Origin of the sequence: Pantoea sp. GABEPS69 (assembly GCF_045780835.1) — a bacterium.
Lineage (GTDB): Bacteria > Pseudomonadota > Gammaproteobacteria > Enterobacterales > Enterobacteriaceae > Pantoea > Pantoea septica.
This window is the reverse complement of sequence record NZ_CP118618.1, coordinates 351,823-371,094: the sequence shown is the minus strand read 5'-3', so window position 1 is coordinate 371,094 and position 19,272 is coordinate 351,823. Positions and strand designations below refer to the sequence as shown.

At 56.3% G+C, this 19,272-nt stretch carries 17 protein-coding genes, 2 tRNA genes and 4 rRNA genes; 10 read left to right on the top strand and 13 right to left on the bottom strand.

Features of this window, described 5'->3' with window-relative positions; all coding sequences use genetic code 11:
• Nucleotides 1-102: 102 nt before the first annotated feature.
• From PVE98_RS01815 to fis, 5 genes are all read left to right on the top strand, one after another.
• Nucleotides 103-345 carry a YhdT family protein gene (locus PVE98_RS01815; RefSeq protein WP_033754757.1) on the top strand — a complete coding sequence of 81 codons (243 nt, stop codon included), beginning with the start codon at nt 103-105 and terminating at the stop codon, nt 343-345.
• Nucleotides 335-1,771: a sodium/pantothenate symporter gene (gene panF, locus PVE98_RS01810; protein ID WP_096072135.1), complete on the top strand. Its 1,437-nt coding sequence runs from the start codon at nt 335-337 to the stop codon at nt 1,769-1,771. Before PVE98_RS01815 ends, panF begins: the two co-directional genes overlap by 11 nt.
• Before the next feature lie 11 nt (nt 1,772-1,782).
• On the top strand, nt 1,783-2,664 hold the full coding sequence (prmA, locus tag PVE98_RS01805; protein ID WP_048785022.1) for a 50S ribosomal protein L11 methyltransferase: 882 nt from the start codon (nt 1,783-1,785) through the stop codon (nt 2,662-2,664).
• Between the two features lie 375 nt (nt 2,665-3,039).
• Nucleotides 3,040-4,005 carry a tRNA dihydrouridine synthase DusB gene (gene dusB, locus PVE98_RS01800; protein WP_096072136.1) on the top strand — a complete coding sequence of 322 codons (966 nt, stop codon included), beginning with the start codon at nt 3,040-3,042 and terminating at the stop codon, nt 4,003-4,005.
• Nucleotides 4,006-4,029: 24 nt separating this feature from the next.
• Nucleotides 4,030-4,326, top strand: coding sequence for a DNA-binding transcriptional regulator Fis (gene fis / locus PVE98_RS01795; RefSeq protein ID WP_000462905.1), 297 nt, complete (start codon nt 4,030-4,032; stop codon nt 4,324-4,326).
• Nucleotides 4,327-4,388: 62 nt separating this feature from the next.
• Here fis and PVE98_RS01790 read toward each other — a convergent pair whose 3' ends face one another.
• Nucleotides 4,389-4,595, bottom strand: coding sequence for a hypothetical protein (locus PVE98_RS01790; protein ID WP_096072137.1), 207 nt, complete (start codon nt 4,593-4,595; stop codon nt 4,389-4,391).
• A gap of 278 nt (nt 4,596-4,873) precedes the next feature.
• Between PVE98_RS01790 and PVE98_RS01785 the strand changes: the two genes are divergently transcribed.
• The 4 genes from PVE98_RS01785 to PVE98_RS01770 all read left to right on the top strand — a co-directional run bounded on the left by PVE98_RS01785 (nt 4,874) and on the right by PVE98_RS01770 (nt 9,028).
• A complete protein-coding gene (locus PVE98_RS01785; protein ID WP_096072138.1) occupies nt 4,874-5,899 on the top strand; it encodes an amino acid ABC transporter substrate-binding protein in 1,026 nt (341 codons plus the stop codon).
• A 67-nt stretch (nt 5,900-5,966) separates the two neighbouring features.
• Nucleotides 5,967-7,145 carry an amino acid ABC transporter permease gene (locus PVE98_RS01780; protein WP_033754735.1) on the top strand — a complete coding sequence of 393 codons (1,179 nt, stop codon included), beginning with the start codon at nt 5,967-5,969 and terminating at the stop codon, nt 7,143-7,145.
• A gap of 15 nt (nt 7,146-7,160) precedes the next feature.
• Nucleotides 7,161-8,261 (top strand): amino acid ABC transporter permease, encoded by a 1,101-nt coding sequence (locus PVE98_RS01775; protein WP_033754732.1) that lies wholly within the window; start codon nt 7,161-7,163, stop codon nt 8,259-8,261.
• Between the two features lie 8 nt (nt 8,262-8,269).
• Complete coding sequence (locus PVE98_RS01770) at nt 8,270-9,028, top strand: amino acid ABC transporter ATP-binding protein (RefSeq protein WP_048785028.1); 759 nt, start codon at nt 8,270-8,272, stop codon at nt 9,026-9,028.
• A 117-nt stretch (nt 9,029-9,145) separates the two neighbouring features.
• On the opposite strand, the gene rrf (PVE98_RS01765) is transcribed toward PVE98_RS01770, so the two are convergent.
• The 6 genes from rrf (PVE98_RS01765) to PVE98_RS01740 all read right to left on the bottom strand — a co-directional run bounded on the left by rrf (PVE98_RS01765) (nt 9,146) and on the right by PVE98_RS01740 (nt 14,422).
• Nucleotides 9,146-9,261: ribosomal RNA gene (gene rrf / locus PVE98_RS01765) — 5S ribosomal RNA — on the bottom strand.
• 32 nt (nt 9,262-9,293) lie between these two features.
• Nucleotides 9,294-9,369 (bottom strand) — tRNA-Thr (locus PVE98_RS01760).
• 15 nt (nt 9,370-9,384) lie between these two features.
• Nucleotides 9,385-9,500: ribosomal RNA gene (rrf, locus tag PVE98_RS01755) — 5S ribosomal RNA — on the bottom strand.
• 93 nt (nt 9,501-9,593) lie between these two features.
• Nucleotides 9,594-12,500: ribosomal RNA gene (locus PVE98_RS01750) — 23S ribosomal RNA — on the bottom strand.
• Nucleotides 12,501-12,712: 212 nt separating this feature from the next.
• Nucleotides 12,713-12,787, bottom strand: a tRNA-Glu gene (locus tag PVE98_RS01745).
• A gap of 93 nt (nt 12,788-12,880) precedes the next feature.
• Nucleotides 12,881-14,422: ribosomal RNA gene (locus tag PVE98_RS01740) — 16S ribosomal RNA — on the bottom strand.
• Together the 16S, 23S and 5S rRNA genes with 2 tRNA genes alongside form the textbook arrangement of a ribosomal RNA operon.
• 490 nt (nt 14,423-14,912) lie before the next feature.
• Between PVE98_RS01740 and PVE98_RS01735 the strand changes: the two genes are divergently transcribed.
• The gene (locus PVE98_RS01735) at nt 14,913-15,464 is read left to right on the top strand and encodes a gamma carbonic anhydrase family protein (RefSeq protein WP_033752909.1); all 552 of its coding nucleotides are present in this window, start codon (nt 14,913-14,915) and stop codon (nt 15,462-15,464) included.
• On the opposite strand, the gene PVE98_RS01730 is transcribed toward PVE98_RS01735, so the two are convergent.
• Genes PVE98_RS01730 through dprA form a run of 6 tightly spaced genes read right to left on the bottom strand, consistent with a single transcriptional unit; the run spans nt 15,431 to nt 19,227 of the window.
• Entirely contained in the window at nt 15,431-15,688 is a 258-nt protein-coding gene (locus PVE98_RS01730; RefSeq protein ID WP_096072139.1) for a DUF1488 domain-containing protein, read from the bottom strand. The two genes, PVE98_RS01735 and PVE98_RS01730, sit on opposite strands and share 34 nt — an antisense overlap.
• Complete coding sequence (aroE, locus tag PVE98_RS01725; RefSeq protein ID WP_096072140.1) at nt 15,685-16,503, bottom strand: shikimate dehydrogenase; 819 nt, start codon at nt 16,501-16,503, stop codon at nt 15,685-15,687. The genes PVE98_RS01730 and aroE overlap by 4 nt, the downstream gene beginning before the upstream one ends.
• A gap of 3 nt (nt 16,504-16,506) precedes the next feature.
• Nucleotides 16,507-17,079, bottom strand: a complete 573-nt coding sequence (gene tsaC, locus PVE98_RS01720; RefSeq protein ID WP_096072141.1) for an L-threonylcarbamoyladenylate synthase type 1 TsaC — start codon at nt 17,077-17,079, stop codon at nt 16,507-16,509.
• 9 nt (nt 17,080-17,088) lie between these two features.
• Nucleotides 17,089-17,634, bottom strand: coding sequence for a type I DNA topoisomerase (locus PVE98_RS01715; RefSeq protein ID WP_033752917.1), 546 nt, complete (start codon nt 17,632-17,634; stop codon nt 17,089-17,091).
• 23 nt (nt 17,635-17,657) lie between these two features.
• Nucleotides 17,658-18,131, bottom strand: a complete 474-nt coding sequence (gene smg / locus PVE98_RS01710; protein ID WP_033752918.1) for a DUF494 family protein Smg — start codon at nt 18,129-18,131, stop codon at nt 17,658-17,660.
• Nucleotides 18,103-19,227 (bottom strand): DNA-protecting protein DprA, encoded by a 1,125-nt coding sequence (gene dprA, locus PVE98_RS01705; RefSeq protein WP_333620646.1) that lies wholly within the window; start codon nt 19,225-19,227, stop codon nt 18,103-18,105. Before dprA ends, smg begins: the two co-directional genes overlap by 29 nt.
• Nucleotides 19,228-19,272: the final 45 nt, after the last annotated feature.

Here is a 19,272-nt window from a genome sequence, read left to right as displayed (position 1 = left end):
CGGGGTTACTGACTGCTGACAGCGTCCAGGTTGGCATCTTGTCAACAAGACCAGGCCGGTGATACCGGCCTTTTTCATTTTTGTCGCCGTAGAGGTTGCATAATGGACTGGCGTTTTCTGCAAGCGAATAAAGAGGCGCGCTGGGCGCTCTACCTGACGCTCGCCTATCTGGCCGTCTGGGGCGTCTCCGCGTGGCTGGGCGGCGATGAGGCCGGCGTGACCGGTCTGCCGCGCTGGTTTGAACTCTCCTGCGTGTTTGCCCCGCTGCTGTTTATCGTGCTGTGCTGGCTGATGGTACGTCTGGTGTTCCGCGATATGCCGTTAGAGGATAACGATGGAAACTGAAATCATTCTTCCGCTGCTGGCTTACCTGGTGCTGATCGCCGGGCTGTCGGTGTTTGCCATGCGCAAACAGCGCCAGGGCAGTTTTCTCACTGAATATTTTCTCGGCAGCCGCTCTATGGGCGGTTTTGTGCTGGCGATGACCGTCACCACCACCTATATCAGCGCCAGTTCGTTTATCGGCGGCCCCGGCGCGGCCTATAAATATGGACTCGGCTGGGTGCTGCTGGCGATGATTCAGGTGCCGGCGGTCTGGCTGTCGCTTGGCGTGTTAGGGAAGAAATTCGCTATTCTGGCGCGCCGCTATAACGCGGTGACGCTAAACGATATGCTTTATGCCCGCTATCGCAGCACGCTGCTGATCTGGCTGGCGAGCATCAGCCTGCTGGTGGCCTTTATCGGCGCGATGACGGTGCAGTTTATCGGCGGCGCGCGCCTGCTGGAAACCGCCGCGGGCATTCCTTACGATACCGGCCTGCTGATTTTCGGCGGTACTATCGCGCTCTACACCGCTTTCGGCGGCTTTCGCGCCAGCGTGCTCAATGACGCTATGCAGGGCCTGGTGATGCTGGTGGGCACCTTTCTGCTGCTGTTCGCTGTGATTCATCAGGCGGGCGGGCTCGACACGGCGGTGACCAAACTGCGCACCATCGATCCGCAGCTGGTGTCGCCGGAAGGGGTCGGCAACGTTATCAATCCGACCTTCCTTAGTTCCTTTGCGGTGCTGGTCTGCTTCGGCGTTATCGGCCTGCCGCATACCGCCGTGCGCTGCATCTCTTATAAAGACAGTAAAGCGATGCATCGCGGCATTATTCTCGGCACCATCGTGGTAGTGGTGCTGATGCTCGGCATGCATCTGGCCGGCGCGCTCGGCCGGGCGATTCTGCCGGATCTCACTATTCCCGATCGCGTCATCCCGACGCTGATGATCACCGTGCTGCCGCCGATGGCTGCGGGCGTATTTCTCGCCGCGCCGATGGCGGCGATCATGTCGACCATCAACGCGCAGCTGCTGCAATCTTCCGCTACCCTGATCAAAGATCTCTATCTGCGCATCGCGCCGCAGCAGAGTGAAAACGAAGCGCGCCTGCGCCTGCTATCGGGCACCATTACCTTCTTGCTGGGCGTGCTGCTGCTGCTGGCGGCGTGGAATCCGCCGGATATGATTATCTGGCTCAATTTGCTGGCCTTCGGCGGTCTGGAAGCCGTTTTCCTCTGGCCGCTGGTGCTTGGCCTTTACTGGTCGCGCGCCAACGCTGCCGGCGCCATCTCCGGCATGCTGGCGGGCGCCGGGAGCTACACGCTGCTTGCCAGCCTCAATATTCAATGGGGTGGCTTTCACCCTATCGTTCCGTCATTGACCATAAGCCTGCTGGCTTTTCTGGTCGGTAATCTGTTTGGCCGCGCGCCTGATGCCGCGCTGGAATAAAGAGAAACGCTATGCCATGGATTCAAATCAAGATTAACAGTACCGGCGAGCACGCCGAACCCCTCAGCGATGCGCTGATGGAGAGCGGCGCGGTCTCCGTGACCTTTCAGGATACGCACGATAATCCGGTTTACGAGCCGCTGCCGGGCGAAACGCGCCTGTGGGGCGATACCGACGTGATCGGCCTGTTCGACGCGGAAACGGAGATGGAGGATGTGGTCGCAGAGCTGAGCCAGCATCCTCTGCTGGGATCTGGCTTTCGCCATAAGATCGAACAGATCGAAGATAAAGACTGGGAGCGCGAGTGGATGGATAACTTTCATCCGATGCGCTTCGGCGAGCGCCTCTGGATCTGCCCAAGCTGGCGCGACGTGCCGGATCCTGACGCTGTTAACGTAATGCTCGATCCGGGCCTGGCGTTCGGCACCGGCACGCACCCGACCACGTCTCTCTGCCTCACCTGGCTGGACGGCCTGGATCTGGCGGGCAAAACGGTGATCGATTTCGGCTGCGGTTCCGGCATTCTCGCGATTGCCGCGCTGAAGCTGGGCGCGGCGCAGGCGATCGGCATCGATATCGATCCGCAGGCGATCCAGGCCAGCCGCGATAATGCAGAGCGCAACGGCGTCGCCGATCGCCTGTCGCTCTACCTGCCGCATCAACAGCCTGAGAACCTGCAGGCCGACGTCGTGGTCGCCAATATTCTCGCCGGTCCGCTGCGCGAGCTGGCGCCGCTGATTGGCGTGCTGCCGAAAGCGGGCGGCCATTTGGGTCTTTCCGGCGTGCTGGCCAGCCAGGCGGAGAGCGTTTGTGAAGCCTATGCCGATCGCTTCGCGCTCGATCCGGTGGCGGAAAAAGAGGAGTGGTGCCGCATTACCGGCGTGCGGCGCTAATATAAAAGCAGGTCGGTTACGCCGCCCTGCTTTTATCTTGAGCTAAACCAAAGCGCGACCTGGCCTGTTAATTACGTTCCGGCCGCAATCAAGTTGCGCAATAAAGCACCACCTGGGCGTCATATCTCTGGTTAATTGCCTGATGTGGCGCTTTTTATGTTGTGATTTACGCCATGTTTTGAGAAAAATTTTTGTTCACAATTTCAGCGTATTTTTTTAAGCAATTGAATATTAATAATAATTAAAAAATTGACTGCTGTTTAACCGTCTTTATCCCGTTATTTACGGCGAATTGTTCAAAGTTTGGCCTTTCATCTTCGGTAAAAAATGCGTAATATACGCCGCCTTGCGAACAGTTACGGTCACTTCTTCTTCATGCGCATTGGACACCACCAGCTACGTAATCGACTCATTGCTGCGCCGATGGCCGGAATTACCGACAGGCCGTTCCGCACGCTCTGTTTTGAGAACGGCGCCGGTATGGCGGTCTCCGAGATGCTGTCATCTAACCCTGAAGTCTGGGCCAGTGACAAATCCCGTTTGCGTATGGTGCACAGTGACGAGCCCGGCGTTCGCGCCGTGCAGATAGCAGGTTGCGATCCCGATGATATGGCGGCGGCCGCGCGTATTAACGTGGCGTCTGGCGCGCAGATCATCGATATCAACATGGGTTGCCCGGCCAAAAAAGTGAATCGCAAGATGGCAGGCTCAGCGCTGCTGCAGTATCCCGAGCTGGTGAAATCTATTCTCACCGCCGTGGTTAATGCAGTGGATGTGCCCGTTACGCTGAAGATTCGCACCGGCTGGGATACGGAAAACCGTAACTGTGTAGAGATTGCCCAATTGGCTGAACGCTGTGGCATTCAGGCCCTGACGATACATGGACGCACTCGTGCCTGCCTGTTCAACGGGGAAGCTGAATACGACAGCATTCGGACAGTTAAGCAGAGTGTCACCATTCCCGTTATCGCGAATGGCGACATAACTGACCCGCATAAAGCCAGAGCCGTGCTTGACTATACGGGGGCCGATGCCCTGATGATAGGCCGCGCGGCTCAGGGAAGACCGTGGATCTTCCGGGAAATCCAGCATTATCTGGACACTGGGGAGCTGCTTGCGCCGCTGCCGCTGGCAGCGGTGAAGCGTATGCTCGTTGCGCATATACGTGAGCTGCACGACTTTTATGGTCCAGGCAAGGGATACCGTATATCGCGAAAGCACGTCTCCTGGTATTTGCAGGAGCATGCCCCTAATGACCAGTTTCGGCGCACATTCAACGCCATAGAGGATGCCAGCGAACAGCTGGAGGCGTTGGAGGCATACTTCGAAAATCTTGCGTAAACGAAATAAAGAGCTGAAAGAACTATGTTCGAACAACGCGTAAATTCTGACGTACTGACCGTTTCTACCGTTAACTCACAGGATCAGGTGACGCAAAAGCCTCTGCGTGATTCGGTTAAACAGGCACTGAAGAACTATTTTGCTCAACTGAACGGTCAGGATGTTAATGACCTCTATGAGCTGGTACTGGCTGAAGTCGAGCAGCCCCTGTTGGACATGGTGATGCAGTATACCCGTGGCAACCAGACCCGTGCTGCGCTGATGATGGGTATCAACCGTGGTACTCTGCGTAAGAAACTGAAAAAATACGGCATGAACTGATTTTTAGTTGATGCGGTAAATGACGCCAGCCTGAGTGCTGGCGTTTTTATTAGCGCAGCCTTTCACAATAAAGCTGAAAGCGATGAAACAACTCGCTCGCAAATGGTAACCTTAGTTGCAATCGCGCCAGTGAAAATTACCTGCGCATTGATCCCCTTTCTTCCCTGCCGCGCCTCCCCTTTTCTTCGCTTGTTTCCCCGCAGCGCCAGCGCTGACGGCCGCTCAGTGATCTTCATTGCCGAAAAGCGTAACTCATCTTCTCCATACATCCTTTCCTGAGCTTTAGCTCACATTGCTTCCATATAGTGAAACTATTTGCACTAATTGTGATCGGGGCGACTCGCTTTGCTTCCTTTTGGTGCGCGATAGTAACGCTGCTTTCCTGATTCTTCAGATTAATAAGAGATCTTTCCAGCCCACTCACGTTTCTGCAAACCTGGCACTGGCTTTGCAGTGCTATGCGTGGCTGACCGCCACAGACAGGTAATAGCGCGCTGCAGAGCGCGCATCAAACATAACAAAATAATTACGCCACACAGGATGCTTTATGAAAAAGATGATGCTCTCTACGTTGGTCGCCGCCGCTGCGCTCCTTGCAGTTACTCAGCAGGCACACGCTGGCACCACGCTGGATGCGATTAAGAAGAAAGGTTTTGTGCAGTGCGGTATCAGCGATGGTCTGCCGGGCTTCTCCTATGCTGACGCCAGCGGCAAATTCTCCGGCATCGACGTTGACGTCTGCCGCGCGGCAGCCGCCGCCGTTTTCGGCGACGCCAGCAAAGTGAAATATACGCCGCTGACCGCAAAAGAGCGTTTCACCGCCCTGCAGTCAGGCGAAGTGGATATTCTGTCGCGCAACACGACCTGGACTTCTTCGCGCGACGGCGGCATGGGCTTCCTGTTCGCTGGCGTGAACTACTATGACGGCATCGGCTTTTTGACTCACCAGAAAGCGGGCCTGAAAAGCGCGAAAGAGCTGGACGGCGCAACGGTCTGTATTCAGGCGGGCACCGATACCGAGCTTAACGTGGCGGACTTCTTCAAAGCCAACAAAATGCAGTACACCCCAGTGACCTTCGATCGCTCTGACGAATCCGCTAAAGCGCTCGACAGCGGTCGCTGCGATACGCTGGCGTCCGATCAGTCGCAGCTCTACGCGCTGCGTATCAAACTCGGCAAGCCGGACGAGTTTATCGTACTGCCGGAAGTGATCTCGAAAGAGCCGCTGGGCCCGGTCGTGCGTCGCGGCGACGATGACTGGTTCACCATCGTGAAGTGGTCGCTCTACGCCATGCTGAATGCGGAAGAGATGGGCATCAACTCGAAGAACGTCGATCAGATGACCGCCAAGCCGACCACGCCGGATATGGCGCATCTACTGGGTGCGGAAGGCGACTTCGGCAAAGATCTGAAGCTCGACAACAAGTGGGCCTATAACATCATCAAGCAAGTCGGCAACTACGAGGAAGTGTTTGACCGCAACGTGGGCAAAGACAGCGCGCTGAAGATTGCGCGCGGCCAGAACGCGCTGTGGAATCAGGGCGGCATTCAGTACGCCCCGCCGGTCCGCTAATCACACATGTTAACGGGACGCCGCGTTGCGCGGCGTCCTGCCTGCGCTTTGTCTCTGAGGTTTCAACATGTCACAACGCCCAAGCGTGAAAAGGGACATTTCATTCGGTAATCCCGCGGTTCGCGCCTGGCTTTACCAGATTATCGCCATTGTTGCGGTGGTTATCGTAGTGGGTTATCTGATCCACAATACGATTATCAACCTTGCCAGCCGCGGCATTACGTCCGGATTCGGCTTTCTTGAGCGCAGTGCCGGTTTCGGTATCGTCCAGCATCTCATCGAGTACACCGAAGGCGACACCTACGCGCGCGTGTTTCTGGTGGGCCTGACCAATACTCTGCTGGTTTCTGCGCTCTGCATCGTTTTCGCGTCGCTGCTGGGATTTTTCATCGGCCTGGCGCGCCTGTCGGACAACTGGCTGCTGCGCAAGCTCTCGACTATCTATATCGAGACTTTCCGCAATATTCCGCCGCTGCTGCAGATCTTCTTCTGGTACTTCGCGGTGCTGCGTAATCTTCCCGGCCCGCGACAGGCGTTAAGCGCGTTCGATCTCGCCTTCGTCAGCAACCGCGGGCTCTATGTGCCCTGGCCGCAGTATGCGCCAGGCTCCGGGCCCTTTATCGTTGCGCTGGCACTGGCCGCCGCAGGCAGCTATGCGCTGTTCCGCTATCATCGCAAATATCAGCTCAAGACCGGCCAGCTGCGCCGCACCTGGCCCGCCGCTCTCGCCATGTTCGTGCTGTTTCCTGTGGTGGCGCATCTGGGCTTCGGCGCCGCCACGCACTGGGACGTGCCGACGCTGCGCGGCTTTAACTTCCGCGGCGGCTTCGTGATGATCCCGGAGCTGGCGGCGCTGACTCTGGCGCTCTCTGTCTACACCTCGTCGTTTATCGCCGAGGTGATCCGCGCCGGCATTCAGTCCGTGCCGCACGGCCAGCATGAAGCCGCGCGTTCGCTGGGCTTGCCCAATCCGGTGACGCTGCGTCAGGTCATTATCCCGCAGGCGATGCGCGTCATCATTCCGCCGCTGACCAGCCAGTACCTCAACATCGTGAAAAACTCCTCGCTGGCGGCCGCGATCGGCTACCCCGATATGGTGTCGCTGTTTGCCGGTACGGTGCTGAATCAAACCGGCCAGGCAATCGAAACTATCGCTATCACTATGGGCGTCTATCTGGCGATCAGCCTGGTAATTTCGCTGTTGATGAATATCTATAACCGCAAAATTGCGCTGGTCGAGCGCTAAGAGAACGGGATGACGATGTCTGTTACCACACACGAAGCCTCGCCGGCCGCCGCCACGCCGCTGAGCCGCGCCTGGGTCTGGGCGCGAAAAAATCTCTTCTCCAGCTGGTTTAATACGCTGCTGACGCTGTTTTGCCTCTGGCTGATGTGGGAGGTGATCCCGCCCGCGCTGGAGTGGCTGGTATTCCAGGCGAACTGGATTGGCGAGACGCGCGCCGACTGCACCAAAGAGGGCGCATGCTGGGTGTTTATTCATGCACGCTTCGGCCAGTTTATGTATGGACTCTATCCGCACGAGCTGCGCTGGCGGATTAACCTGGCGCTGGTGCTGGGCGTCGCCTCGATTATCCCGATGTTTGTGAAATCTCTGCCGTATCGCGGGCGCTATATCGCCTGCTGGGCGGTGATCTATCCTCTCGTCGTCTGGCTGCTGATGTATGGCGGCCTGTTTGGCCTGGAGCACGTCGAGACGCGCCAGTGGGGCGGATTGACGTTAACGCTGATTATCGCCGCGGTCGGCATCGCCGGCGCGCTGCCGCTGGGTATTCTGCTGGCGCTGGGGCGTCGCTCGCGTATGCCGGTGGTGCGTACGCTGTCGATCATTTTTATCGAGTTCTGGCGCGGCGTGCCGTTGATTACCGTGCTGTTTATGTCGTCGGTGATGCTGCCGCTGTTTATGTCGGAAGGCACCAGCATCGATAAGCTGGTGCGCGCGCTGGTTGGGGTGATTTTGTTCCAGTCGGCTTACGTCGCCGAAGTGGTGCGCGGCGGTTTGCAGGCGCTGCCGAAAGGTCAGTATGAAGCGGCGGAGTCGCTGGCGCTCGGCTACTGGAAAACCCAGCTGCTGGTGATTTTACCGCAGGCGCTGAAGCTTACGATTCCCGGCCTGGTGAACACCATTATCGCGCTGTTCAAAGATACCAGTCTGGTGATCATTATCGGCCTTTTCGATCTGTTTAGCAGCGTGCAGCAGGCTACCGTCGATCCCGCCTGGCTGGGGATGTCGACCGAAGGCTATGTCTTTGCCGCGCTGGTTTACTGGATTTTCTGTTTTAGCATGTCGCGCTATAGCCAGCATCTGGAGAAGCGCTTTCACACCGGGCGTAAATCGCACTGAGGTTTTCCATGACACAACATTTGCATCACGATTCAGCTTTGATGATTTCGCTCGAGAACGTGAATAAATGGTATGGGCAGTTTCATGTCCTGAAAGATATTAACCTGCAGGTGAAGCCGCGCGAGCGCATCGTGCTGTGCGGCCCTTCCGGTTCCGGTAAGTCTACGACGATCCGCTGCATCAACCATCTGGAAGAGCATCAGCAAGGACGCATCGTGGTCGACGGTATCCATCTGAATGATGATGTACGCAACATCGAACGCGTGCGTACCGAAGTAGGTATGGTGTTTCAGCACTTCAATCTTTTTCCGCACCTGACGGTGCTGCAGAACTGCACGCTGGCGCCCATCTGGGTGCGTAAGACCGCGAAAAAAGAGGCAGAAGCGCTGGCGATGCACTACCTGGAGCGCGTACGCATCGCCGAGCATGCGCATAAGTTTCCGGGCCAGCTCTCTGGCGGACAGCAGCAGCGCGTGGCGATTGCGCGTTCGCTCTGCATGAAACCGAAGATTATGTTGTTCGATGAGCCGACCTCAGCGCTGGATCCCGAGATGGTTAAAGAGGTGCTAGATACCATGATTGGGCTGGCGGAAGACGGCATGACAATGCTGTGCGTTACCCATGAGATGGGTTTTGCCCGTACCGTGGCCGATCGCGTGATCTTTATGGATCGCGGCGAGATCGTGGAGATGGCGCCGCCGGAAACTTTCTTTTCGAATCCGACGTCTGAACGTACGCGCGCGTTTTTATCGCAGGTTATTCATTAACGCTGAGCATAGCGTCAACGCCCCGGACCGGTTCCGGGATTTTTTATGGGTGGAAAAGGCAAAGCGCAGAAAAGAAAAAAGCCCTTTGCTTATGCAAAGGGCTTTTTCTGGTTTGATGCCTGGCAGTTCCCTACTCTCGCATGGGGAGACCCCACACTACCATCGGCGCTACGGCGTTTCACTTCTGAGTTCGGCATGGGGTCAGGTGGGACCGCCGCGCTAAAGCCGCCAGGCAAATTCTTTATTCGCCGAACTCTTACGTAACTGGTGCTGATACCCAGAGTCGAACTGGGGACCTCACCCTTACCAAGGGTGCGCTCTACCAACTGAGCCATATCAGCACACTGTATTTGGATGCCTGGCAGTTCCCTACTCTCGCATGGGGAGACCCCACACTACCATCGGCGCTACGGCGTTTCACTTCTGAGTTCGGCATGGGGTCAGGTGGGACCGCCGCGCTAAGGCCGCCAGGCAAATTCTGTCTCCGCGCCGCCCGACGGGCCGCGCAGAATATATCCGTCACAAGCTGAAAATCTCGCGTCTCACAAAACGCCTCTGGCGTTGTAAGGTTAAGCCTCACGGGTCATTAGTACCGGTTAGCTCAACGCATCGCTGCGCTTACACACCCGGCCTATCAACGTCGTCGTCTTCAACGTCCCTTCAGGAGCATCAAGTGCTCAGGGAAAACTCATCTCGGGGCAAGTTTCGTGCTTAGATGCTTTCAGCACTTATCTCTTCCGCACTTAGCTACCGGGCAGTGCCATTGGCATGACAACCCGAACACCAGCGGTGCGTTCACTCCGGTCCTCTCGTACTAGGAGCAACCCCCCTCAGTTTTCCAGCGCCCACGGCAGATAGGGACCGAACTGTCTCACGACGTTCTAAACCCAGCTCGCGTACCACTTTAAACGGCGAACAGCCGTACCCTTGGGACCTACTTCAGCCCCAGGATGTGATGAGCCGACATCGAGGTGCCAAACACCGCCGTCGATATGAACTCTTGGGCGGTATCAGCCTGTTATCCCCGGAGTACCTTTTATCCGTTGAGCGATGGCCCTTCCATTCAGAACCACCGGATCACTATGACCTGCTTTCGCACCTGCTCGAGCCGTCACTCTCGCAGTCAAGCTGGCTTATGCCATTGCACTAACCTCCTGATGTCCGACCAGGATTAGCCAACCTTCGTGCTCCTCCGTTACGCTTTGGGAGGAGACCGCCCCAGTCAAACTACCCACCAGACACTGTCCGCAGCCCGGGTAACGGGCCTACGTTAGAACACCAGCCATTAAAGGGTGGTATTTCAAGGATGGCTCCACGCAGACTGGCGTCCACGCTTCAAAGCCTCCCACCTATCCTACACATCAAGGACCAGTGTTCAGTGTCAAGCTGTAGTAAAGGTTCACGGGGTCTTTCCGTCTTGCCGCGGGTACACTGCATCTTCACAGCGATTTCAATTTCACTGAGTCTCGGGTGGAGACAGCCTGGCCATCATTACGCCATTCGTGCAGGTCGGAACTTACCCGACAAGGAATTTCGCTACCTTAGGACCGTTATAGTTACGGCCGCCGTTTACCGGGGCTTCGATCAAGAGCTTCTCCTTGCGGATAACCCCATCAATTAACCTTCCGGCACCGGGCAGGCGTCACACCGTATACGTCCACTTTCGTGTTTGCACAGTGCTGTGTTTTTAATAAACAGTTGCAGCCAGCTGGTATCTTCGACTGGCCTCGGCTCCGGGAGCAAGTCCCTTCACCTACGCGCCAGCGTGCCTTCTCCCGAAGTTACGGCACCATTTTGCCTAGTTCCTTCACCCGAGTTCTCTCAAGCGCCTTGGTATTCTCTACCTGACCACCTGTGTCGGTTTGGGGTACGATTTCGTGTTGCCTGGAGCTTAGAGGCTTTTCCTGGAAGCAGGGCATTTGTTGCTTCAGCACCGTAGTGCCTCGTCGTCACGCCTCAGTGTAAAGTGCACCGGATTTGCCTGGAGCACACACCTACACGCTTAAACCGGGACAACCGTCGCCCGGCCAACATAGCCTTCTCCGTCCCCCCTTCGCAGCAACACCAAGTACAGGAATATTAACCTGTTTCCCATCGACTACGCCTTTCGGCCTCGCCTTAGGGGTCGACTCACCCTGCCCCGATTAACGTTGGACAGGAACCCTTGGTCTTCCGGCGAGCGGGCTTTTCACCCGCTTTATCGTTACTTATGTCAGCATTCGCACTTCTGATACCTCCAGCATGCCTCACAGCACACCTTCGACGGCTTACAGAACGCTCCCCTACCCAACAACGCTTGCGCGTCGCTGCCGCAGCTTCGGTGCATGGTTTAGCCCCGTTACATCTTCCGCGCAGGCCGACTCGACCAGTGAGCTATTACGCTTTCTTTAAATGATGGCTGCTTCTAAGCCAACATCCTGGCTGTCTGGGCCTTCCCACATCGTTTCCCACTTAACCATGACTTTGGGACCTTAGCTGGCGGTCTGGGTTGTTTCCCTCTTCACGACGGACGTTAGCACCCGCCGTGTGTCTCCCGTGATAACATTCCTCGGTATTCGCAGTTTGCATCGGGTTGGTAAGCCGGGATGGCCCCCTAGCCGAAACAGTGCTCTACCCCCGAGGATGAGTTCACGAGGCGCTACCTAAATAGCTTTCGGGGAGAACCAGCTATCTCCCGGTTTGATTGGCCTTTCACCCCCAGCCACAGGTCATCCGCTAATTTTTCAACATTAGTCGGTTCGGTCCTCCAGTTAGTGTTACCCAACCTTCAACCTGCCCATGGCTAGATCACCGGGTTTCGGGTCTATACCCTGCAACTTAACGCCCAGTTAAGACTCGGTTTCCCTGCGGCTCCCCTATACGGTTAACCTTGCTACAGAATATAAGTCGCTGACCCATTATACAAAAGGTACGCAGTCACCCCATAAAAGAGGCTCCCACTGCTTGTACGTACACGGTTTCAGGTTCTGTTTCACTCCCCTCGCCGGGGTTCTTTTCGCCTTTCCCTCACGGTACTGGTTCACTATCGGTCAGTCAGGAGTATTTAGCCTTGGAGGATGGTCCCCCCATATTCAGACAGGATACCACGTGTCCCGCCCTACTCATCGAGCTCACAGAATGTGTGTTTTCGTGTACGGGAGTGTCACCCTGTACCCTGCGACTTTCCAGACGCTTCCACTAACACACAAGCTGATTCAGGCTCTGGGCTGCTCCCCGTTCGCTCGCCGCTACTGGGGGAATCTCGGTTGATTTCTTTTCCTCGGGGTACTTAGATGTTTCAGTTCCCCCGGTTCGCCTCGCAACACTATGTATTCATGTTGCGATAGTGTGTCGAAACACACTGGGTTTCCCCATTCGGACATCGCCGGCTGTAGCGGTTCATATCACCTTGCCGGCGCTTTTCGCAGATTAGCACGTCCTTCATCGCCTCTGACTGCCAGGGCATCCACCGTGTACGCTTAGTCGCTTAACCTCACAACCCACAGGCGTCTTGCGACGTCGCGGATGTGATTAATTGAGAGACTCGAACGCGCTGCCTTTATTCCTTATTACGGAGGAATAACGCGACGCGTCGTTTCAATTTTCAGCTTGTTCCGGATTGTTAAAGAGCAATATCTCAAACGTGACCCTGAGGCCAGTTTTGAGATACTTCGTGGAGACACCTTTCACCTGTCACCAAGCAAGTGGCGTCCCCTAGGGGATTCGAACCCCTGTTGCCGCCGTGAAAGGGCGGAGTCCTAACCGCTAGACGAAGGGGACACAAAAAATGCGTCACGACTTCGCAGCCGTCTTGCTTCTTTACTTTTCTATCAGACAATCTGTGTGAGCACTTCGAAAGGCAGTATCTTCAGGTAAGGAGGTGATCCAACCGCAGGTTCCCCTACGGTTACCTTGTTACGACTTCACCCCAGTCATGAATCACAAAGTGGTAAGCGCCCTCCCGAAGGTTAAGCTACCTACTTCTTTTGCAACCCACTCCCATGGTGTGACGGGCGGTGTGTACAAGGCCCGGGAACGTATTCACCGTGGCATTCTGATCCACGATTACTAGCGATTCCGACTTCACGGAGTCGAGTTGCAGACTCCGATCCGGACTACGACGCACTTTATGAGGTCCGCTTGCTCTCGCGAGGTCGCTTCTCTTTGTATGCGCCATTGTAGCACGTGTGTAGCCCTACTCGTAAGGGCCATGATGACTTGACGTCATCCCCACCTTCCTCCGGTTTATCACCGGCAGTCTCCTTTGAGTTCCCGACCGAATCGCTGGCAACAAAGGATAAGGGTTGCGCTCGTTGCGGGACTTAACCCAACATTTCACAACACGAGCTGACGACAGCCATGCAGCACCTGTCTCAGAGTTCCCGAAGGCACCAAGGCATCTCTGCCAAGTTCTCTGGATGTCAAGAGTAGGTAAGGTTCTTCGCGTTGCATCGAATTAAACCACATGCTCCACCGCTTGTGCGGGCCCCCGTCAATTCATTTGAGTTTTAACCTTGCGGCCGTACTCCCCAGGCGGTCGACTTAACGCGTTAGCTCCGGAAGCCACTTCTCAAGGAAACAGCCTCCAAGTCGACATCGTTTACGGCGTGGACTACCAGGGTATCTAATCCTGTTTGCTCCCCACGCTTTCGCACCTGAGCGTCAGTCTTTGTCCAGGGGGCCGCCTTCGCCACCGGTATTCCTCCAGATCTCTACGCATTTCACCGCTACACCTGGAATTCTACCCCCCTCTACAAGACTCTAGCCTGCCAGTTTCGAATGCAGTTCCCAGGTTAAGCCCGGGGATTTCACATCCGACTTGACAGACCGCCTGCGTGCGCTTTACGCCCAGTAATTCCGATTAACGCTTGCACCCTCCGTATTACCGCGGCTGCTGGCACGGAGTTAGCCGGTGCTTCTTCTGCGGGTAACGTCAATCGACGCGGTTATTAACCGCATCGCCTTCCTCCCCGCTGAAAGTACTTTACAACCCGAAGGCCTTCTTCATACACGCGGCATGGCTGCATCAGGCTTGCGCCCATTGTGCAATATTCCCCACTGCTGCCTCCCGTAGGAGTCTGGACCGTGTCTCAGTTCCAGTGTGGCTGGTCATCCTCTCAGACCAGCTAGGGATCGTCGCCTAGGTGAGCCGTTACCCCACCTACTAGCTAATCCCATCTGGGCACATCCGATGGTGTGAGGCCCGAAGGTCCCCCACTTTGGTCTTGCGACGTTATGCGGTATTAGCTACCGTTTCCAGTAGTTATCCCCCTCCATCGGGCAGTTTCCCAGACATTACTCACCCGTCCGCCACTCGCCACCCAAAGAGCAAGCTCTTCTGTGCTGCCGTTCGACTTGCATGTGTTAGGCCTGCCGCCAGCGTTCAATCTGAGCCATGATCAAACTCTTCAATTTAAGTTTGATTTGCTTAAACCAGTTAAGCGGTGCTCATCTGTAAAACGTCATAATGAATGTCATTATGTGTCCACTCGTGAGGCTTGATATTTTTTAAGCCCGAAGGCTTTTGATATCTGCTCCCGAGTGCCCACACAGATTGTCTGATAAATTGTTAAAGAGCGGTGCAGTCAGCGGCCGAGCCTGCTGCTGCGAGGTGGCGTATATTACGCTACTCTCCTTCGGAGTCAACCCCTTTTTTCAGGAATTTCATCCGGCGACTCAGCGAACCGAATCTCCTGAACACCGCATTCCGTAAGCCGTTGTGCCGTGTCAGTGGAGGCGCATTATAGGGATCCGATTTAATTGCACAACCCTTTTTTCGATCTTTTTTCCCGTATGGCGATAAAACAATCTTATTGCAGAGATCTTCAACGATCGCAGGCCTTTTACGCTTGTCTGGCCCCGCGATCCGCCCCAGTCTGTAGCCGAATCTATAAGGAGAAAGCAGATGTCAGCTCTACGACGTTATAAAGAGAGTTATCCGCAGTGTGGGCAGCGCGTCATGATTGATGCCTCTGCCGTCGTGATTGGCGATGTCGCGCTGGGCGACGATGTCAGCATCTGGCCGCTGGTCGCGATACGCGGCGACGTGAATCAGGTACGCATCGGCGCGCGCACTAATATACAGGACGGCAGCGTGCTACACGTGACCCATAAATCCGCCAGCAACCCAGAAGGGTTCCCTCTAACCATCGGCGCTGACGTCACCGTCGGGCATAAAGCGATGCTGCACGCCTGCACTATCGGCGATCGCGTACTGGTAGGAATGGGATCAATCGTGCTGGACGGCGCCATTATTGAAGATGACGTAATGATAGGCGCGGGCAGCTTGGTTCCGCCGGGCAAGCGCCTGGAGAGCGGCTACCTCTATCTCGGCAGCCCGGTCCGACAGGTGCGTCCGCTGAGCGAACAGGAGATTGCGGGCTTGCTTTACTCCGCCAACAATTATGTTCGCTGGAAGGATGACTATCTCGCCGAGGCGAGCCAGACCCACTCCTGATCGTCGAACGCGTCATTAGCGATGGCCGCTTCCGCTTCGTCTTCTATATCCCAGCGATACGCGGTAAACAGGGCCATCGCCTCTCCCTGGCCGAAACGTTGTTCAAGTGCTTCGGCAGAGATGGCGCAGGTTAGCATCATGCCGTTGACCAGCGCCGGAAAGCAGACGGCTTCTTTATCCGCGTCCCACTCTTCGCGCTCGGGAAACTGAATCGCCTGATTCATGGCTGCATCGCCTGTTTAAGCTGTGCGATAACGGGCGCTATCTCCGGCATGACGCCATGCCATAGCTGAAACGCGTGCGCCGCCTGCCCCACCAGCATCCCCAGACCATCCGCGCGCTGCTGTGCGCCCTGCTGTTCACACCAGTGCAAAAAGGGCGTCGCGCCAGCCTGATAAAACATGTCGTAGCAGCGTACCTGCTCATCGATCAGGGAAACAGGCAGCGGCGGAACCTCGCCGCTGACGCCGCTGGAGGTGGCGTTGATAACAAGATCGAAAGCACGCCCGGTCAGCTGATCAAAATGGCAGGCATCGATCTCGCCGCTCTGACGGAAAAGCTGTGCCAGCTCCTCCGCGCGCGCCTGGGTTCGGTTGACGATCGTCACCGCGCAGCCGGCGGAAAGCAGCGGCAGAATGACGCCGCGCGCCGCGCCGCCGGCACCCACCAGCAAAATGCGATCGCCCGGGCGGATCAGCGCCAGACGTTCAAGATCGCTCAGCAGACCGATACCGTCGGTATTGTCGCCCAGGATGCGGCCGTCGCTGCACTTTTTCAGGGTATTGACGGCGCCGGAGAGCGCCGCTCGTTCGCTCAGCTCGTCGGCAAACTCGCACGCCTGCTGTTTAAAAGGCAGCGTAACGTTCGCGCCGCGTCCGCCCTGCGCGAAAAACGCAGCGATCGCGTCAGGGAACGCCTCGATTGGCGCGCAAACCCGGCCATAACGATGCGCAATGCCCGTCTGCTCGGCAAACGCCTGGTGAATCAAAGGCGATTTACTGTGGCTGATGGGATTGCCGAATACCGCAAACTGATCCATGAATTAGCCCTGACGAATAAGGTTGCCGCTTAACACATCGCGAATCTCCGACGGATTCTGCCGACCGCCGGTTTCGCCCGCCAGCACAGGAAAGGCCGCGCCGAACTGCGCCCTGACCGCCTCGATCGTGCGGCAAGGCGCTTCGCCCGACAGATTGGCGCTGGTCGATACCAGCGGCTTGCCGAAGGCGCGGCACAACGCCTGGACATCGGGATGATCGCTGACGCGGATGGCCAGCGAATCAAAACGTCCTGTGAGCCAGCGCGGCGTTTGCGGCGTAGCAGGTACGACAAAGGTCACCGGGCCCGGCCAGTGAGCGAACATGCGTTCGCGCTGCTCGACGGTGAGTTCGCGGTCGGAGATATAGGGTTCCAGCTGAGCATAATCGGCGGCGATGAGGATCAATCCTTTCTCAACGGGACGCTGTTTTAATGCCAGCAACGCTGTTACGGCGCTTTCGCTGTCCGGGTCGCAGCCCAGACCAAATACGGCTTCGGTTGGATAAGCAATAACGGCCTGCTGGCGCAGTTGCTCGAGGCAATCTTCCAGCGAACCGGAAAAAGTTTGGTTTTGCATGATGTTATCTTAATTCTCTGATGCGGCGGCCTTGCCGCAACTTTTACTGGCGCAAAAGCGTTTAACGCCCTGCGCGGTTTTCTTCTCTACCAGCAGCGGAAAAGCGCAGTGCGGACATACGCCTGCGACTGGCGTTGCATTGACGACGAACTGGCAGGCCGGATAGCGGTTACAAGAGTGGAAGGTCTTGCCGTAACGCGAACGACGCTGCACCAGTTTGCCCTCCAGGCACTGCGGGCAGGCGATAAGGGTTTCATCGGGTTTATCTATCGCTTCGCTATAGTCGCATTCAGGATAGTGGCTACAGCCGATGAACATGCCGTAGCGTCCCTGACGCAACGCTTTATCCGCGCCGCACTGCGGACAGGCGTGCCCTTCGAGCACCTTGACGATGTGGCCGTCAGCCTGACTTTTTAGCGGCCGAATATAGTCGCAAGCTGGATAGTTTGTGCAGCCTAAAAAGGCGCCGTGTTTACCGCTGCGAATAACGAGATCTGCCCCGCATGCGGGGCAGGGATCCTGTTTACGCACGGTGAAGAGTGCTGATTTGCTCATAACGATGGCTGCATAACCAATAATTAATGCAGCATGCCTTCATTGACGTCGAATAACAGTTCTTCCATTTGCTGATAGGCGTTTTCGCATCCCGGAAGATTGAATAACACCATCAACACCACCCATTTGAGATCTTCCAGATCGAACTCGAGCGTATCGAGCGCCATGACTCGTTCGATGACCATTTCACGCGTTTCCATATTGAGCACCTGAATTTGCTCAAGGAACAGCAGGAAACCACGACATTCGGCATCTAAACGCTGGCCTTCTTCTTCCGTGTAGATGCGCATTGAAAGCGGATCGTTGGCTAACAGAATCGGGTCGACCAGGCCTTCCTGATAATCTGCGAGCTTTTCTAACCAGTTCAACGCATTGTAGATATCTTCACGATGAAAACCGGCATCGGTTAAGTCATCAGTCAATGTATCCTGATCAACCTGCATTTCTGCTTCGTTGTGGATATATGTCTCAAACAAGTACATTAGTACGTCGAACATGGCATGCCCTCCTCAATCGGACATAGCCGCCGGGTACAGCTGCGATCCATCCTGCTAACTCCAGCTCCAGCAGTTGGGCTGCAATCACTGGCACAGGTTGGCCGGCACGTTCAGCGACGACGTCAACAGGTGTAACCTCATCACCTACGTTAGCCAACACCTCAGCAAATGGCAATGCTGCATCACCGCTGTCCTCAGAATATATTCCTTCCGGCTGTGTAAAAGGCAGCCAGTTAAGCGCAGCGCGAAGATCTTCGACGATGTTGGTGGGATGAGCGACCAGCAACGCGCCTTGCTGAATCAGCCAGTGCGTCCCTTCGCTGCCGGGATTGCCCAGCGCGCCGGGCAAGGCGTAGACATTGCGATTTTGCTCCAGCGCATAGCGCGCGGTCACCAGCGAACCGCTTTTAAGGGTCGCCTCCACCACCAGCACGCCGCGGCTTAGTCCGCTAATAACACGGTTGCGTCGCGGAAAGTTAAGCGCATGCGGCGGCGTAGAGAGAGAGAACTCGGAAACCAGCGCGCCGCCTCGCTCCACAATCCCTTCCGCCAGCGCGACGTGATTTTTAGGATAGAGATGCTGCAATCCGCTGCCCAGCACCGCCACGGTTTTTCCCTGCGCCTCCAGCGCCGCGCGATGCGCGATGCCGTCTATGCCGCGCGCCAGCCCGCTGGTAATAGTCAGGTCGCTCAGCGCCAGCTGCCGGGTAAACCATTCGCCCCACTGTCGGCCGTAATGCGAACAGTTACGGCTGCCCACCACCGCCAGCTGCATAGAAGAGAGCAAGGCGGGCTCGCCTTTTATATAGAGCAGCGGCGGAAAACGATGGATCTCGCGTAAAGCGGCAGGATAGCGGTCATCTAAGGCCGTTATCAGATGGTGGTCGTCGCTTGCCGCGAGCCACGCCTCGGTCGCTGCAATCTGACGCGATGAAAGATGCGTAAACTGATGAAGTTGCTGCTGATTCAGACCGGCCGAGATTAGCACCTGCAGCGTATCGTCTGTTTCGTTAAGCGCGCTGGCAATGTCCAGCCAGCGTTTTCCAGTCAGTCCGGCTACGGCTGAAAGCCGCAAATAGCGCTCGATATTTTCCATATTCGCTCCCTGCTTTACGCGCCGCTTCCTGCGGGTGAATGCTGT